The following is a 14,916-nucleotide window of genomic DNA, read 5'->3' as shown; positions in this document are numbered from 1 at the left end:
ATAGATCTTTGATAAATATTTTCTGCTTTTCAGCCAATTTCCGGCAACCTACCACACCTGCTTACTTGAACGTCTGAACGCCGGACACAATCGGATACGCGACAGAGAACACCAGATTCAGCACCTTTTGAAGCTCCGTGATCGGTGCATTCGAGACGTAGAGAAGATCCTTGTTGTTCATCATGAAGCTTTGCGCCACAAAGAAGGAATTCGGATCCTTCAAGTTAACGCGATAAATGACAGGAACCTTTCCGTCAACAGTCGTCCGAACCGGCTCGGTCGGCCAGTTGAGCGCCCGCTGATCCTCCAGCCGGAAAACGAATACACCCTGGGCGTCGGCACGAGAATCTTGCAAGCCTCCCGCCCGCGCCATCGCCTGCGCCAGGGTTATGCCCTGACCCTCAAAGTTGATTTCGGCGTTCTTGCCGGTTGCCCCAAAGGCCGTGAGACTGTAAGGCTCGTAGAGCGCAGTCACCACATCCCCGGCCCGGAGATGCACGTTCTGGCGGGGATTGCGGATGATCGATTGCAAGGGCTCCGACGCCACCGACTGACCGCGCGTGACCTGGATCAACACCTTGTCGACAGGCTGCTTGGCACCGCCCGCAGATGCAAGCGCGTCAAGGACCCGCTCCCGTCGCGCGCTGAGCTGCATACGGGTACTGCTGACCACATCCCCCACAACCGTGACGTAGGATGTTTCGTTGCGAGCCAGTTGAACCAGAACTTGAGGGTCGTGCGCAATCGGTTTCAGACGACCGGCGATATAGGCCTGCAATTCGCTCGGCGAACGACCTCGTGCCTTAACCGCTCCGACGAACGGGATGTTGATGTTCCCATCACCATCGATGACCTGAACCGGCAGCTTGGTCACGCGCGCGCCGGTTGGCACGCTCCCGGTGGCCAGGTCAGTCGTGCTGCCCCCGAACAGGGTCGCCGGCGGCGCCTCCCAGATCGACACCTCGACGACGTCACCCACGCCAAGTTGCTGCTGAAATGACGTATCGTCACCCAATACCGACGCAAAATCTGCGTTGCTACGTTCAGCGTAGAGCCGGCGAGCGACTTGCTCCGTCAAGTCAACGATCTGGATTCCCTGGGGACTATTCTGCGCACCGGCATCGCTGATCTGCGAGCGGCTCGGCCCCGAAGTCGGGATACTCGAACAGGCGCTTAGTCCTATCACACCACCGGCAATAAGCGTCGCCCACGCACTGCGATATACACTTGACATATTTTTGGAGGTCCGTTCACGTCATTCAAATAGCGACCCGGATTGTCTCACGAGGTAGATTAATTTTGCGTTTCCTAGTCAGAATTCGTAGAATGGCGGGATTCGAACGGCCCGGCCTGCAATCAGGTCGCTCACAAAGACATTACACTCCGCCGTGTTGAATATCTGTCTTGATATTTCCAGATTGCTGTCGCGCCTTGCAGACGGCTTGTTGCCAACTGGCGTCGATCGCGTCGGCCTCGCATATGTCGAGCATTATCGACCTCGTGCCCGCGCGATTTTGAGTGAACTCGGCTATTCGAAAGTGCTCTCCCGAGCAGACTCTGAACGAGCTTTCGATCTGCTGCTCGGTCCGACACCCACCCGCACCACGATTCGAACGCTCGTCATGCGTGGCCTCCTGGCGCCGCGCCGCGAGCGATTCGACAATGCGGTTCTGTTGCATACGAGTCACAGTGGCATGGAGCGCCTCCGCTACCACCGTGCAATGCGACAGCGCAATATCCGGTCGGTGTTCATGGTGCATGACCTGATCCCGCTCACTCACGCAGAATACTGCCGCCCCGGCGTCGACTCGGCGCATCGCCAACGTATCCATACTGCACTACGTCACGCCGACGGCCTGATCGCAAACTCCCAGGACACGCTGGGCGCGCTCGAGACCGAGGCCAATCGCGCCGCTCTTCCCCTGCCCCCCAGCGTCGTGGCCCGGCTCGCACCAGGCATTACCTCCCGCGACAACGCGCCGCCTCCGCTCGATGAGCCGTACTTCGTGATGCTCGGTACGATCGAACCACGCAAGAATCACTGGTTCATGCTGCATGTCTGGCGCCGGCTCGTCGAAACGCTCGGTGAACGTGCACCCAAGCTCGTCGTCATCGGGCGCCGCGGCTGGGAATGCGAGAACGTCGTGGACATGCTCGAGCGCTGCGATGCGATCAAAAGTGTCGTCATCGAAGAATCGAGTTGCAGCGACACACGTCTGCGCGCCTGGTTGCAACACGCGCGTGCGCTGCTCTTCCCGTCGTTCGTCGAGGGTTACGGCATGCCGCTTGTCGAGGCGCTTACGTTGGGCGTTCCGGTATTGGCCAGCGATCTCGGCGTATTTCACGAGATCGCGGACGACATCCCGGATTATCTGGACCCGCTCGACGGTCCCGGCTGGATTGCACGGATTCGCGCCTATTCGCAAAGCGACAGTGCCGAGCGCACCGCTCAACTGGCTCGTATCGCTCACTTCCAGGCACCGACGTGGCATCAGCATTTCGAGCAGGTGGATCGATTTCTGGAAACGTTTTCTCAATGAGCGTCGCACCGTTCGGCCCCGCCAGCTCGCACCTGCATCTCTGGTCGAACGGCATCATGCCTCGTCGCGCCGGTCCCGATTTGTCGTGGTTCGCCGCGCCGCTTGCCGAGCAAACCCCGCAGGCCTGGATCGCCTGCATCGACGCCGCTCTGGCCGAAGACGCCCCTCAGGATGTACGCACGTTGATGGAGCGTTTCCGCGACGCATGCGTGTTCGATCCGCCCAACCTTGCGCCGCGCGCTCACCCCGATCTGCTCGAACGCACCGGTACCACGCGCGTGCTCCTGATCGACGAGCCGCTGCCGGACAGCTTGAGCCGCTCGAAATCCGGGCGAATCACGCAGTTCACCGATATGGTGGACGCCGCTCATCGCGAACATCCCGACTCGGAAATCTGGCTCGCCCGTAACGGCGTCCAACGCGTTGGCGAATACCTCTCTTCGCATGTTTCCCTGCCGGCAAAGACGCTTCGGCAACTCGATGCAAGCGGATCCCTCTGTGCATCCATCGCACACTTCGATCACGTCTACACGGTTTCCGCCGGGGAAGGCCTGCAGGCCTTGCTTCACGGCATTCCGTTGCATGTGTTCGGAACCCCGTACTACGCGGGGTGGGGCCTGACTCACGACCATGTCCCCCAACCGGCGAGAAACACGCAGGCGTCGCTGGACACCCTCTTCGCCACCGTATTCCTGCGCCTCGCGCGCCACGTCGATCCGGTCACGCGCAATCCAGGCACGCTCGACGCGCTTCTCGCCACGATCGAAGCTCATCGTGCGGCGATACTGCGCCTCGCCGACTTCCCGCGCCTCGCCGGCATCCGTTTCCAATGGTGGAAGCGACCCTACGCCACGCCATACCTGACAGCCGGTGGCGCCTCCCTGCGCTGGATCGACAGGCCGGAGCAGACGCGCAAGGATGAACACGCGGTTGTATGGGGCGGACGTAGCGCAACCGGGCTGCCGAAAGACACACCCATGATCCGACTCGAAGACGGATTTTTTCACTCGACAGGCCTCGGCTCCGATCACATTGCGCCGTGCAGCCAGATCATCGACCGGCGCGGCATCTACTTCGACGCGACCCGTCCGAGCGATCTGACCGCCATACTCAACACCGCGGACTTCACCGACGCCGAACTGTCCCGCGCGCGCCAGCTGCGTCACGACATCGCCAACCTGGGCGTCACCAAATACAACCTCGGTCGTCGCCGCCCCACGTGGAGCGCCCCGCGCGACCAGCGCATCGTGCTGGTGCCCGGCCAGGTCGCCGACGACGCGGCTGTCCGCCTTGGCACGCAGCACATCTCGACTGCCGAGGATCTGCTGCACGAAGTACGCCTGCGCTGCCCGGACGCGTTCATCGTCTATAAGCCGCATCCCGATGTCCTCTCGGGCAATCGACGCGGCCTGATCGACGCGGCGTCGCTCGCCAATGCCGTAGATCGCGACTCCGACCTCATTTCCCTGATCGAGATCGCTGACGAAGTGCATACGCTCTCGTCGCTATCCGGCTTTGAGGCCCTGATTCGCGGAAAGCGCGTCCATACGTATGGACTTCCTTTCTATTCCGGCTGGGGGTTGACACACGATGCGCTCGAGCAACCGTGGCGCACCCGCGAGCTGACGCTTGACATGCTGACGGCCGGGGTGCTGCTCCGGTATCCGCTTTACTGGGACTGGTCGCTCCGACTATTCACCACGCCGGAGGCAATCGTGCGGCAGCTTGCAAGTACAGCGTCCCGGCCTCTGGAAAAAATAGAAGGCGACCGCCTGCGGCTGTTGCGTAAAGCCATCCGCTGGAGCAGAAACGGCCTGTGGTACCTCGCATGGCAATGTCGGAAAAGTTTTGAATTGCGAACGCAACCGAACACGACGCCACAACGGACATTTCGCTCGGTTCATGGCAAGTAGACCAATCGACGTTGAACCGAGGGGGACTCGGATACTGAAAAACTCATTGTTCGTTCCTTCCGGAAAATACTGCCTGGATGGTTCAGTCGATCATCGAGAAATCCCGGCTGAACACCGTCGGGCCGTACACTGGCATGCCCCGGGCGGTCGGCCACTAAAGGCTGGACATGCCACTGGGTTTTCCAGGTAAGTCAGTAGCCGCTGCAAAGGCACCATTGCATTCAGGCACCTTGCCAAAATGACAAATCACTTGGGCCTGCATGAAAGCAAGCGGCCCGCACATGGAAAATATTGTTTCGTTGAAAGCTTGTGTATTTGCTTCAACGTCACACTGCGGTCACGAGAATGAAGGATTTGAAGGAAAAATTACGTAAAAATACGATGCCTACAAAGCGTTCGCACAGCCCGGCGTGGCAGAATGCGAATCAATTGTTCGATCTTGCACTGCCTGACATCTCTCTATGAACATTTATCCGGTAATCCTGTGTGGCGGCAGTGGCACCCGCCTGTGGCCCATGTCGCGTGGCGGCTATCCGAAGCAATACCTGAAGCTGACGGGCGACCAGACGCTCGTCCAGCAGACGGCGATCCGCCTTCAGCACATTCCCAGTGCCGCGGCGCCCATCGTCGTCACCAACAACGAACAACGCTTCCTGGTCGCGGAACAACTTCGCCAGGTCAACATTACGCCATCGTCGATCGTGCTCGAGCCGGTCGGCCGCAACACCGCGCCCGCCATCGCAATCGCGGCGCTGCTCGCCATGCGCGAATCGCCCAACGCACTGCTGCTGGTGCTGCCGTCGGACCACGTCATCCTCAACGAGCCGGCATTCATCGCTGCAGCCGGTGAGGCAGCGGCCATCGCAGCAGATCAGCGCCTCGTCACGTTCGGCATCACGCCGACGGAAGCGCACACCGGCTTCGGCTATATCCGCCGCGGCCCGGCCGTCGCCGACGGCAAGCAGGTTTACAAGGTCGACGCGTTTGTCGAGAAGCCCGACACGCCGACGGCCGAGCGCTTCCTGAGCGACGGCAATTACTACTGGAACAGCGGCATGTTCATGCTGAAGGCGTCCACGTACATGGAAGAATTGCATCGCCATGCACCGGAGATCGCCCGTCAGGCTGAACTCGCCTTCGAATCCGCCAAGCGGGACAACGACTTTGTCCGTCTGGACGCGGACGTGTTCGCAGCCTGCCCCAACGTCTCGATCGACTATGCGGTCATGGAAAAGACCGAACGCGCCGCAGTCGTCGCGGCAGCGGACCTCGGCTGGAACGATATCGGCTCGTGGAGCGCGCTTGCGGAAATTGCTGACGCCGACGAGCAGGGCAATGCGCTCATCGGCGACATCTTCACCGACGCGGTGAAGAACTCGTACATCCGCGCGGAACACCGGATGGTTGCCGCTATCGGCCTCGACGACATCGTCATCGTGGAAACCGCCGACGCCGTGCTGGTCGCGCATCGCGACAAAGCGCAGGACGTCAAGAAAATCGTCGAGTGGCTGAATGCCTCCGGTCGTCACGAATCGGTTACGCATCGCCGCGTCGTCCGCCCGTGGGGCGCCTACGAGGGCATCGACCAGGGCGACCGATTCCAGGTCAAGCGCATCATCGTGAACCCCGGCGCGCAGCTGAGCCTGCAGATGCACCACCATCGTGCCGAGCACTGGATTGTCGTGAAGGGCACGGCGATGGTCACGAACGGCGACAAGGAACTCATGCTGACCGAGAACCAGTCGACCTACATCCCGCTCGGCGCGACCCACCGGCTGACGAATCCGGGCAAGATCCCGCTCGAACTGATCGAAGTCCAGTCGGGTGCGTATCTCGGTGAGGACGACATCGTCCGTTTCGAAGACACCTACGGCCGCGCAGCGTCGTAAGCAACCCACCTTCCCGGTCAAGCGCCACCACAGGCCACGACCGGCACCCGCAACGGGCAGCACGCACACGCGTCCTGCCCGTTTTTCATTACGTCAAGCAATGTCAGGCAGGTTGCCCGCCCGTCACAGGTCAGGTTATAAAAGCGCCACCCACCCGGTGCATGCGCCGCCCTTTCTACCCTCGACTTCGGAGAACGCATGATCGATCTCGCCACAGCCCAGCAATTCCTGATGACCCGCGGCCTCGACTTCGGCCTCAACCTCCTCGCCGCGATCGTGTTGTGGTTCGTCGGCCGCTGGGCAATCCGCATCGGTACCCGCCTGCTCGGCAAGGTCGTGCGCCGTAGCGGCAAGGTCGACCCGACCCTGACCGACTACCTGACCTCCGTCGTCGGCGTGCTGCTGACGATCCTGCTGATCCTCGCGATCCTGCAGATCTTCGGCGTGCAGACGACTTCGTTCGCCGCCCTGCTCGCCGGCCTCGGCCTCGCGATCGGTACCGCCTGGGGCGGCCTGCTCGCGCATTTCGCCGCAGGCGTGTTCATGCAGGTGCTGCGTCCGTTCAAGATCGGCGACGTGATCAATGCCGGCGGCGTCACGGGCACCGTGAAGGAACTCGGCCTGTTCGGCACGACGATCATCACGCCCGACAACATCGTGACGATCGTCGGCAACAACAAGATCTTCTCGGACAACATCGCGAACTACAGCGCGACGTCGTACCGTCGTGTCGACCTGACCGCGAAGATCGCGAACGGTGTCGATGCGGTCGACGCGATCAACCGCCTGAAGACGTCGATCCAGCAGATCCCGAACGTGCTGACCACTCCGGCACCGGACGTCGGCGTGCTGCAGTTCACGCCGGAAGGTCCGCTGCTGTTCGTGCGCCCGTCCACGCAACCGGAAAACTACTGGCAGGTGTACTGCGACACCAACCGCGTGATCCTCGAGACGTTCCGCGACGCGCAATACCCGACGCCCGAAACCCCGATCTCGCATCGCAACGCGTAACGGCGGCACCGGACGAAAAAAAGCGTGGCACCCGCCACGCTTTTTTTATTGCCCTGAAAACGAAGCTTCCGCTCAACGCCCGCCCGTCTTCTGCGCGTTATCCGACTGCCGCCCGCGCACGAGCTTCCAGACCGCGCCGAGCGCGACCGGGACGACCGCCGCACCGATCCCGGCCAGCACGATCACGTTCAGATACTGGCGGATGAACGGGATATTGCCGAAGAAATAGCCGAGCAGCACAAGCAGCAGCACCCACACCAGCGCACCGATCACGTTGAACAACTGGAAGCGCGCGACGCTCATCGACGACGCGCCCGCAACGAACGGCGCGAACGTCCGCACGACCGGGATGAAGCGCGCGAGCACGATCGTCTTGCCGCCGTGCTTGTCGTAGAACGAGTGGGTTTTCTGCAGCGCGGCGCGATCGAGGAAGCGCTCGAGCACCGGGATATGGGTATTGAACACCTTCGGGCCAACCCAGCGGCCGATCAGGTAGTTCACGGTGTTGCCGGTGACCGCTGCGACGAGCAGCAGCACGATCAGCGCGCCAACGTTCATTTCACCCGTCGCCGCGAACGCGCCGCCGATGAACAGCAGCGAATCGCCGGGCAGGAACGGGAACACGACGAGCCCCGTCTCGCAGAACACGATCAGGAACAGCATGAGATAGACCCATGCGCCGTACTGCCGGATGAAATCGCCGAGGAAGGCGTCGATATGCAGGACCAGGTTGACGAAATGAAGCAGCGTATCCAAATGCGATTCCTCGATGGCGAAAGGGCCGGAACGGCCGAAAAAGGCTGACGCGCCCGCCGGTCAAGGCGGTGCGTGTACCGAACCCATGATACCGAAACTACCTTAAGGCTCCGTGAAAAAACGTAACCGCCGGTCGCCCCGGCACGCATTCGCCGCCTCGCTATAATTCGGCCATGTCCGATATCACCGAAACGGCCGCGGGCGCCGCGCCCGCCCCCGCTCCGCGCCCGCTGCGCGCGATCCAGCCCCTGCCCGACCAGCTGATCAGCCAGATCGCCGCCGGCGAGGTCGTCGAACGCCCGGCGTCGGTCGTCAAGGAGCTGCTCGAGAACGCGATGGACGCCGGCGCCACGACGCTGCGCATCGTGCTGGAAGAAGGCGGCGTCAAGCGCATCTCAATCACCGACGACGGCTGCGGCATTCCGCCGGACGAGCTCGCGCTCGCGCTGATGCGCCATGCCACCAGCAAGATCCGCTCGCTCGAGGAGCTCGAGGCGGTCGCCACGCTCGGGTTCCGCGGCGAAGCGCTCGCGTCGATCGCATCGGTCGCCGAGATGTCGATCACGAGCCGGACGGCCGATGCCGCGCATGCGATGAAGATCGATGCGCAGACGGGCGTGCTGTCGCCCGCCGCCGGTGCGACCGGCACGACGATCGAGGTCCGCGAGCTGTACTTCAACACGCCCGCGCGGCGCAAGTTCCTGAAGAGCGAGCAGACCGAGTTCGGCCACTGCCTGGAAATGATCCGCCGTGCGGCACTCGCGCGGCCGGACGTCGCGATCTCGGTGCTGCACAACGGCAAGGCGGTCGAGCACTGGAATGCGACCGAGCCCGCGCAGCGCGTCGCGAAGATCCTCGGCGACAGCTTCGCAACCGCGCACCTGCCGCTCGACGAGCAGGCCGGCCCGCTGGCGGTCTACGGCTGCGCAGGCCTGCCGACCGCGAGCCGCGGGCGCGCCGACCAGCAATATTTCTTCGTCAACGGCCGCTTCGTGCGCGACAAGCTGCTGACGCACGCGGTGCGTGCGGCCTACGAGGACGTGCTGCACGGCGACCGCTACCCGTCGTACGTGCTGTTCCTCGACCTGCCGCCCGAAGCCGTCGATGTCAACGTGCACCCGTCGAAGATCGAGGTGCGCTTCCGCGATTCGCGCTCGATCCACCAGTACGTGTTCCATGCGGTCCAGCGCGCGCTCGCGCGCCACGCGGGTGCGTCGCCGGAAACCACGGCGGGCGGCCATGCCGCGCATCTCGAACCGGCACCGCGCGGGCCGTCGTCGTTCCTGGATACGCCGCTCGGGCAGAGCCAGGGCCACGCGACCGGCGGCAGCGGCGGCAGCGGCTTCTCGTCGCCGTCGTCCTCATCGACCGGAAACACCTGGATGCGCCAGGCACGGATGACTCAGGGCACGCTGCCAGTCGCGCAGCCGCTCGCGCTTTACGACGCGTTGTTCGGCCGCAAGGATACGGGCGCCGGCACGCCGGACGGCACAACGACCATCGCACGCGATTCGGCCGGCGCACCCGTCGCGCCCTTGCCGGGCTTCACCGCCTCGCCGATCGCCGCCACCGCGCACGACGAGCAGCCGCTCGGCTTCGCGCTCGGCCAGATCCACGGCATTTACGTGCTCGCGCAGAACGCGCACGGCCTCGTGATCGTCGACATGCACGCGGCCCACGAGCGGATCCTGTACGAACAGTTCAAGAACGCGCTTGCCGACCGCTCGGTCGCCGTGCAGGCGCTGTTGCTGCCGGTATCGATGACGGCCACGCCGATCGAGATCGGCACGGTCGAGGAAGAACGCGACACGCTCGAATCGCTCGGCTTCGACCTGGCGGTGCTGTCGCCGACGACGCTCGCGATCCGCGCGGTCCCGGCACTGCTGAAGGATGCCGACCTGCAGTCGCTCGCGCGCGCGGTGCTCGCCGACCTGCATGCGTTCGGCGGCTCGCGTGTGCTCACCGAGCGTCAGCACGAACTGCTCGGCACGCTCGCCTGCCACCACGCAGTGCGCGCGAACCGGCGCCTGACGCTCGACGAGATGAACGCGCTGTTGCGACAGATGGAGGCGACCGAACGCGCGGACCAGTGCAATCACGGCCGGCCGACGTGGTATCAGCTCACGCTGAACGATCTCGACCGCCTCTTCATGCGCGGCCAATGAGCGCGGCACCGCACTCCGGCCCGACGACGATCGCCTGCCTGCTCGGCCCCACCGCTTCGGGCAAGACGGCCGCGGCGCTGGCGCTCGCCGCGCGCCGCCCGATCGAGATCGTCAGCGTCGATTCGGCGCTCGTCTACCGCGACATGGATATCGGCACCGCGAAGCCGTCGCGCGACGAGCGCGCAAGCGTGCCGCACCACCTGATCGACATCATCGATCCGGCCGACGCGTATTCGGCCGCGAGTTTCCGCGCGGACACGCTGCGCCTGATCGGCGAGATCGCCGCGCGCGGCCGCACGCCGCTGCTCGCGGGCGGCACGATGCTGTACTACAAGGCGCTGACGCAGGGGCTCAACGACCTGCCGGGCGCCGATCCGGACGTGCGCGCGACCCTCGATGCCGAAGCCGAGCGCGACGGCTGGCCCGCACTGCACGCGCGGCTCGCGCAAGTCGATCCCGATACGGCCGCGCGGCTCGCGCCGAACGATTCGCAACGGATCCAGCGGGCGCTCGAAGTGTTCATGCTGAGCGGGCAGCCGATGTCGGTGCTGCTCGCCGCGCCGCGGCGCACCGACGATGCGGCCGCCGCTTACCGCTTCGTGCCGGTCGCGCTCGAACCGTCCGATCGCGCGGTACTGCACGCACGGATCGCGCAGCGCTTCGACGCGATGCTCGACGCGGGCTTCATCGACGAAGTCGAGCGGCTGCGCCGTCGCGAAGATCTCCATCCCGACCTGCCGTCGATGCGCTGTGTCGGCTACCGGCAGGCGTGGGAGTTCCTCGACGGCGACACCGACTACCGGACAATGCGCGACAAGGGCATCTTCGCGACGCGCCAGCTCTGCAAGCGCCAGATCACCTGGCTGCGCGCGATGCCGGAGCGGATCGTCGTCGACTGCATCGCGCCGGACGCGACGGCCCGCGCACTCGACGCGCTCGAACGCGTGCTCGACGGCAGCACGCCGGGCTGACCGCGTCAGCCGCGCTCGCGCGCTGCCAGGCGCGCGCGGGCACCATCGACGATCCACGCGACCCCACGCTCGAACGCCTCGTCGCCGCTGCGCTCGCGCAGCGCGGCCCAGCCCTTCGCGAGCAGCGGATACTCGGCCGCATCCGGCAGCGGCGCATCGGCGTTGCCGCCCGGGTCCGCCTGCTCCTCCAGCACCCAGCCCACCACGAAGCGGCCCAGCGCATACATCACGTCGACCGCTTCGTCCGGCGTGAAACCCGCGTCGCCGAGCAGCGCGACCTTGCGTTCGATCGAGCTGAAATGCAGCGCGCGCGGCCGCGTGCCGGCATGCAGGCGCGCGCCGTCGCGATACGCCAGCAGCGCGTGACGGAAACTGCGCGCGTTGTCGACCAGCCACGTATCCCACGCGTCGCCCGGCCGCGGCAGCGACCCATCGTGACGCTCGAGCATGATCGCCTCGGCCATCGCGTCGAGCAGTTCGGCCTTGTTCCGAAAATGCCAGTAAAGCGTCGGCGACTGCACGCCGAGCCGCTCGGCGAGCTTCCGTGTCGACAGCCCGTCTATCCCGACTTCGTCGAGCAGTTCGAGCGCCGCGCGCAGTACCGTGTCGCGCGTCAGCCGCGCCCCCGTGCCCTTCGTCTCTATCACCGATAGGGAAAGCTGTGGAATAATCGCTACTCTATCACCGATAGAGTCACACTCTTGAATCCGTCCCTGATTGCCATCCTGGCCACGGTCCTGCTCGACGCGATCGGCGTCGGGATCGTGATGCCGATCCTGCCCGGGCTGCTGCGCTCGCTCGCCGACGCAGGCAGCACCGACACCCACTACGGGATCCTGCTCGCGCTGTACGCGTTCGCGCAGTTCCTGTGCGCCCCGCTGCTCGGCGCGCTGAGCGACCGCTTCGGCCGCCGGCCCGTCCTGCTCGTGTCGCTCGCGGGCGCGGCGCTCGACTACCTGCTGATGGCGCTCGCGCCGACGCTCGCCTGGCTTTACGTCGGGCGGCTGATCGCGGGCATCACCGGCGCGAACGTCGCGGTCGCGACTGCGTACATGACCGACGTCACCACCGAACCCGACCGCGCACGACGCTTCGGCCAGCTCGGCGCGATGATGGGCATCGGCTTCATCGCGGGCCCGTTGATCGGCGGCCTGCTCGGCGCGCTGCAGGTGCGCGCGCCGTTCGTCGCGGCCGCCGTGCTCAATGCGCTCAATCTCGCGCTCGTCTGGCGCGCGCTGCCGGAATCGCGGCCGCGTTCGGCCCGCGAAGGCCATGCGGTCGGCGCGCTCAACCCGTTCGCCAGCCTGCGCAGGCTGAGCGGCTCACCGGCGCTCGTACCGCTGATCGGCATTTACGTGATCGTGGCGCTGGTGTCGCAGGCACCCGCGACGCTATGGATCCTGTACGGCCAGGAACATTTCGGCTGGTCGACGCCGATCGCGGGGCTGTCGCTCGCGGGCTACGGTGCGTGTCACGCACTCGCGCAGGCATTCGCGATCGGGCCGCTGATCGCGCGGCTCGGCGAACGCCGCGCGCTCGCACTGGGCCTCGCGGGCGACGCGCTCGGCCTCGCGGCGATCGCGTTCGCGACCGCCGCGTGGGTGCCGTTCGCGCTGCTGCCGCTGTTCGCGGCGGGCGGCATGACGCTGCCGGCGTTGCAGGCGATGCTCGCGCGGCAGGTCGACGATGCGCGCCAGGGCGAACTGCAAGGCGCGCTCGCGAGCGTGGCGAGCCTGATCGGCGTCGCGGGCCCGTTGGTCGTCACCGCAACCTATGCGGCGACACGCGCGACGTGGCCGGGGCTCGTCTGGGCCGCGGCGGCGCTGCTCTATCTGCTCGTCCCGCCGTTGCTGGCCGGTGCGCGGCCAGCGGGTGCGACGCGGCCATCCGCATGAGCATCGGCGGGCACCGTCACGCCCGCCGTCGCGCTCAATGCGCGAGCGTCACGAGATTCGCGTCACGCACAAGCTGCCAGCGGCCGTCGGCCTTGCGGAAGATCGTCAGCGTATGGCCCGAGCGGCGGATCGTCTCGCCGCCCGGCGGGGTCGCCTCGATCTCGATGAAATTGCGCAGGTACGCCCAGTCGCCCAATACGCGCAGCTCGTCGATCCGGTACCGGCCGTCGATCTTCGGCGCGGGCCCGCCCCCGGCGTTCGCGTCACGCGACGCGGCCGCAAACGCCGCCTTGTCGAACGGCGGCTTGCCGGCCACCATGAAGATCGCGTCGTCGGCGATCAGGTCGAGCACGGTCGCCAGGTCACCGCGCCGGCTCGACACGAACCAGTTGTCCACGAGCGCGCGGATCGCGTGTTCGTCCTCGGTCATCGTCATTCCCTCCTTCGTCGGCGCGCGTCCGTATTCCACGCGAAGTCCGAAAAAAAAGCCGCCCGGATCGACTCCGGGCGGCTTTCCTTGCTGCATCTGCTGCAGGCAGTGCGTCAGACCACGACCGTCTGCGCCTCGCCTTCGCGGGTCGCACGCACGGTGCCGATCTTCCACACCTGTTCGCCGGCGGCGGTCAGGTCGGCGATCGCTGCGTCGGCATCGGCCGCCGAGACGATCACGGCCATGCCAATGCCGCAGTTGAACACGCGGTGCATTTCCGCATCGGCGACACCGCCGTGCTCCTGGAGCCACTTGAACAGCGGCGGCAGCGGCCACGCGTTCTGGTCGAGCTCGGCGGTGAGGCCTTCGCGCAGCACGCGCGGAATGTTCTCGACGAGACCGCCGCCCGTGATGTGCGCCATGCCCTTCACCGACAGCTTCTGCATCAGCGCGAGCAGCGGCTTCACGTAGATGCGCGTCGGCGCCATCAGCGCGTCGGCCAGCGAGCGGCCGTGGAAATCGGCCGACAGGTCGGGGTTCGCACGCTCGATGATCTTGCGCACGAGCGAGAAGCCGTTCGAGTGGATGCCGCTCGATGCGAGGCCCAGCACCACGTCGCCTTCGGCGATCGTGCTGCCGTCGATGATCTTGCTCTTCTCGACCGCGCCGACCGCGAAGCCGGCCAGGTCGTATTCGCCGTCCGGGTACATGCCCGGCATTTCGGCCGTTTCACCGCCGATCAGCGCGCAGCCCGACAGTTCGCAACCCTGTGCAATGCCCTTGACGACCGTTGCAGCGGTGTCGACGTCGAGCTTGCCGCACGCGAAGTAGTCGAGGAAGAACAGCGGCTCGGCGCCCTGCACGAGGATGTCGTTCACGCTCATCGCGACGAGATCCTGGCCGACGGTGTCGTGTTTGTTCAGATGAAACGCCAGCTTGAGCTTGGTGCCCACGCCGTCGGTGCCCGACACGAGCACGGGCTCCTTGTACTTCTTCGGCACTTCGAACAGCGCGCCGAACCCGCCGATGCCGCCGAGCACGCCGTCGCGCAGGGTTTTCTTCGCAAAAGGCTTGATCTTGTCGATGAGCGCGTCGCCCGCGTCGATGTCGACACCTGCGTCGCGATAGGACAGACCCTGAGCGTCAGGAGCGGATTTCGGAGGATTCATGGGGGAATGCGAGAAGGTCGGTAAAATGCGATTTTACCCGAAGCCGGCCGGTTGGCCGGAATTCCCAGCACCGAATCGTCAGGGATTGCATCTTGGTCAACACGTCCCCGTTTTCATCGCCGAGCGAACCGCGCCGAAACCGGCATGGCGCCGTGCGTGCGGGCGCGCGTGAAGCCC

General features: G+C 65.1%; 12 protein-coding genes. 7 read left to right on the top strand and 5 right to left on the bottom strand.

Annotated features, from left to right (window positions below; all coding sequences use genetic code 11):
- Positions 1 to 61: 61 nt before the first annotated feature.
- Positions 62 to 1,234: a polysaccharide biosynthesis/export family protein gene (locus ACN8ZM_RS03750; RefSeq protein WP_420210569.1), complete on the bottom strand. Its 1,173-nt coding sequence runs from the start codon at positions 1,232 to 1,234 to the stop codon at positions 62 to 64.
- A 154-nt stretch (positions 1,235 to 1,388) separates the two neighbouring features.
- Between ACN8ZM_RS03750 and ACN8ZM_RS03745 the strand changes: the two genes are divergently transcribed.
- From ACN8ZM_RS03745 to ACN8ZM_RS03730, 4 genes are all read left to right on the top strand, one after another.
- Entirely contained in the window at positions 1,389 to 2,540 is a 1,152-nt protein-coding gene (locus tag ACN8ZM_RS03745) for a glycosyltransferase family 4 protein (protein ID WP_420210568.1), read from the top strand.
- On the top strand, positions 2,537 to 4,453 hold the full coding sequence (locus ACN8ZM_RS03740) for a capsular polysaccharide biosynthesis protein (protein WP_420210567.1): 1,917 nt from the start codon (positions 2,537 to 2,539) through the stop codon (positions 4,451 to 4,453). The genes ACN8ZM_RS03745 and ACN8ZM_RS03740 overlap by 4 nt, the downstream gene beginning before the upstream one ends.
- Before the next feature lie 461 nt (positions 4,454 to 4,914).
- The gene (locus tag ACN8ZM_RS03735; protein ID WP_175024415.1) at positions 4,915 to 6,342 is read left to right on the top strand and encodes a mannose-1-phosphate guanylyltransferase/mannose-6-phosphate isomerase; all 1,428 of its coding nucleotides are present in this window, start codon (positions 4,915 to 4,917) and stop codon (positions 6,340 to 6,342) included.
- 198 nt (positions 6,343 to 6,540) lie between these two features.
- Positions 6,541 to 7,353, top strand: a complete 813-nt coding sequence (locus tag ACN8ZM_RS03730) for a mechanosensitive ion channel family protein (RefSeq protein ID WP_420210566.1) — start codon at positions 6,541 to 6,543, stop codon at positions 7,351 to 7,353.
- Positions 7,354 to 7,425: 72 nt separating this feature from the next.
- On the opposite strand, the gene ACN8ZM_RS03725 is transcribed toward ACN8ZM_RS03730, so the two are convergent.
- The gene (locus tag ACN8ZM_RS03725; protein ID WP_043189505.1) at positions 7,426 to 8,109 is read right to left on the bottom strand and encodes a DedA family protein; all 684 of its coding nucleotides are present in this window, start codon (positions 8,107 to 8,109) and stop codon (positions 7,426 to 7,428) included.
- Between the two features lie 173 nt (positions 8,110 to 8,282).
- On the opposite strand from ACN8ZM_RS03725, the gene mutL reads away from it, so the two are divergent.
- Entirely contained in the window at positions 8,283 to 10,274 is a 1,992-nt protein-coding gene (gene mutL, locus ACN8ZM_RS03720; protein WP_420210565.1) for a DNA mismatch repair endonuclease MutL, read from the top strand.
- Positions 10,271 to 11,245 (top strand): tRNA (adenosine(37)-N6)-dimethylallyltransferase MiaA, encoded by a 975-nt coding sequence (gene miaA, locus ACN8ZM_RS03715; protein WP_420210564.1) that lies wholly within the window; start codon positions 10,271 to 10,273, stop codon positions 11,243 to 11,245. The genes mutL and miaA overlap by 4 nt, the downstream gene beginning before the upstream one ends.
- Before the next feature lie 5 nt (positions 11,246 to 11,250).
- Here the strand turns inward: miaA and tetR are convergent, their stop codons facing one another.
- Positions 11,251 to 11,889, bottom strand: coding sequence for a tetracycline resistance transcriptional repressor TetR (gene tetR, locus ACN8ZM_RS03710; protein WP_420210974.1), 639 nt, complete (start codon positions 11,887 to 11,889; stop codon positions 11,251 to 11,253).
- 57 nt (positions 11,890 to 11,946) lie between these two features.
- Here tetR and tet point away from each other — a divergent pair, with 57 nt between their 5' ends.
- Positions 11,947 to 13,140, top strand: a complete 1,194-nt coding sequence (tet, locus tag ACN8ZM_RS03705) for a Tet(A)/Tet(B)/Tet(C) family tetracycline efflux MFS transporter (protein WP_420210563.1) — start codon at positions 11,947 to 11,949, stop codon at positions 13,138 to 13,140.
- A 34-nt stretch (positions 13,141 to 13,174) separates the two neighbouring features.
- On the opposite strand, the gene ACN8ZM_RS03700 is transcribed toward tet, so the two are convergent.
- Together ACN8ZM_RS03700 and purM are read right to left on the bottom strand one after the other, a co-directional pair.
- Positions 13,175 to 13,570, bottom strand: coding sequence for a YybH family protein (locus tag ACN8ZM_RS03700; protein ID WP_205824284.1), 396 nt, complete (start codon positions 13,568 to 13,570; stop codon positions 13,175 to 13,177).
- 113 nt (positions 13,571 to 13,683) lie between these two features.
- On the bottom strand, positions 13,684 to 14,739 hold the full coding sequence (purM, locus tag ACN8ZM_RS03695; protein WP_006484927.1) for a phosphoribosylformylglycinamidine cyclo-ligase: 1,056 nt from the start codon (positions 14,737 to 14,739) through the stop codon (positions 13,684 to 13,686).
- Positions 14,740 to 14,916: the final 177 nt, after the last annotated feature.

This window comes from Burkholderia aenigmatica (assembly GCF_048627025.1).
In the GTDB taxonomy this organism is placed as follows: domain Bacteria; phylum Pseudomonadota; class Gammaproteobacteria; order Burkholderiales; family Burkholderiaceae; genus Burkholderia; species Burkholderia aenigmatica.
This window is presented reverse-complemented; position numbering and strand designations above follow the sequence as displayed.

Coding starts and splice junctions, on each gene's coding strand:
- ACN8ZM_RS03750 (WP_420210569.1), bottom strand. CDS start 1,234: ATGTCAAGTGTATATCGCAGTGCGTGGGCGACGCTTATTGCCGGTGGT.
- ACN8ZM_RS03740 (WP_420210567.1), top strand. CDS start 2,537: ATGAGCGTCGCACCGTTCGGCCCCGCCAGCTCGCACCTGCATCTCTGG.
- ACN8ZM_RS03735 (WP_175024415.1), top strand. CDS start 4,915: ATGAACATTTATCCGGTAATCCTGTGTGGCGGCAGTGGCACCCGCCTG.
- ACN8ZM_RS03730 (WP_420210566.1), top strand. CDS start 6,541: ATGATCGATCTCGCCACAGCCCAGCAATTCCTGATGACCCGCGGCCTC.
- mutL (WP_420210565.1), top strand. CDS start 8,283: ATGTCCGATATCACCGAAACGGCCGCGGGCGCCGCGCCCGCCCCCGCT.
- miaA (WP_420210564.1), top strand. CDS start 10,271: ATGAGCGCGGCACCGCACTCCGGCCCGACGACGATCGCCTGCCTGCTC.
- ACN8ZM_RS03700 (WP_205824284.1), bottom strand. CDS start 13,570: ATGACCGAGGACGAACACGCGATCCGCGCGCTCGTGGACAACTGGTTC.
- purM (WP_006484927.1), bottom strand. CDS start 14,739: ATGAATCCTCCGAAATCCGCTCCTGACGCTCAGGGTCTGTCCTATCGC.